Origin of the sequence: Bartonella sp. AP57NXGY, from assembly GCF_042195805.1 — a bacterium.
Classification (GTDB): Bacteria; Pseudomonadota; Alphaproteobacteria; order Rhizobiales; family Rhizobiaceae; genus Bartonella.
In genome coordinates this window covers 1-1109 of record NZ_JBHIOZ010000337.1, presented here as the reverse complement: position 1 = coordinate 1109, position 1109 = coordinate 1, and the positions used below count along the sequence as shown (strand labels likewise).

General features: G+C 32.6%; 1 protein-coding gene. It reads right to left on the bottom strand.

The genetic code is table 11. The features are described from left to right. Positions 1-333: 333 nt before the first annotated feature. Positions 334-642: a BrnA antitoxin family protein gene (locus tag ACFIL8_RS10735; protein WP_375638596.1), complete on the bottom strand. Its 309-nt coding sequence runs from the start codon at positions 640-642 to the stop codon at positions 334-336. Positions 643-1109 lie beyond the last annotated feature (467 nt).

Genomic DNA, 1109 nt, shown 5'->3' with positions numbered 1-1109 from the left:
TAAAAATTTATCAGCATCATTGATATTAACTAATTCTGAGGCTGGATCTATTTTATATTTATAAGAAAGGAAGTTAAGGGTATTCATAAAGTTAACATAATTACAATGTCTATAGTCTTATCAGATGGCAGGTGCTTCCCAAGTTATCTTAGTGACCACGAGAAGGTGGTGTGTCCAAAATATATTGTATTGTTTAGAATCAGTTAGTTAAAGATCAAAGTTATAAAATTTTAATTGCAAAAGTAATACGAATTTTAAAGAACTCTGCAGTGAAAGCTGCTTAGATTTTTAGAATATGGGCCCCCCCTTCTCGGCTTTTAAGTGGAGGAGAAATCAGTGCATTGAACGAAGCATGGCATCACGTAAAATGGCGTTAATCCGCTTTTGATATCCTTTCCCTTGACTTTTAAAGTCACGCGCTAGCACGTCTGAATCCACACGCACTGTTGTGACAGTTTTGGGTAGTTTATAGAATGGATTGCGAACGGCATTTTTCCAGAACACATCATTGAGTGACGGAATATCACTATGATCAATTGCACTGTCCGGCATTGCAGCCAGTTTATCAACTTCAACTCTCTGTTTATCTGTCAAAGGTGATAAGTTACCTACATCAATTTTATAACGAACTTTCTTCTTTATAACGTTTCTTTTCTTTCGAGTTGGCTCGTCGTGCTGAAATAATACGGATTACCTCTATGCCATCTTTATCGTCATGGACAGTATGCGCTACGAATATTAATAAAAAACCATCCATGAGCCATAAAGCTTGCTCACCATACTCTCGTTTTCAATACGGTCTTGTTTAACCATAGTGAATGGGGCTGCAAAAACACTTGCAGCTATTTCAAAACTTTACACGGTTCTTTCTAAGATTACTTTTTGTTTTAGCTTCATTCCATTCAAATCTCATTTTTATACCTTATATTAATACATTTACTTATATTAACACATTTATAAGGGTATTATATACATCAAGAGTTTTAGATGAACACTTAATTATCCATGTTTTTGTACAATTAATATAATAATAATTTAAAAATTAGTGATTAATTAACTAAAAATATTAAAAAAATAATAAATTATTCTAAGGCTTTATGCATATAATA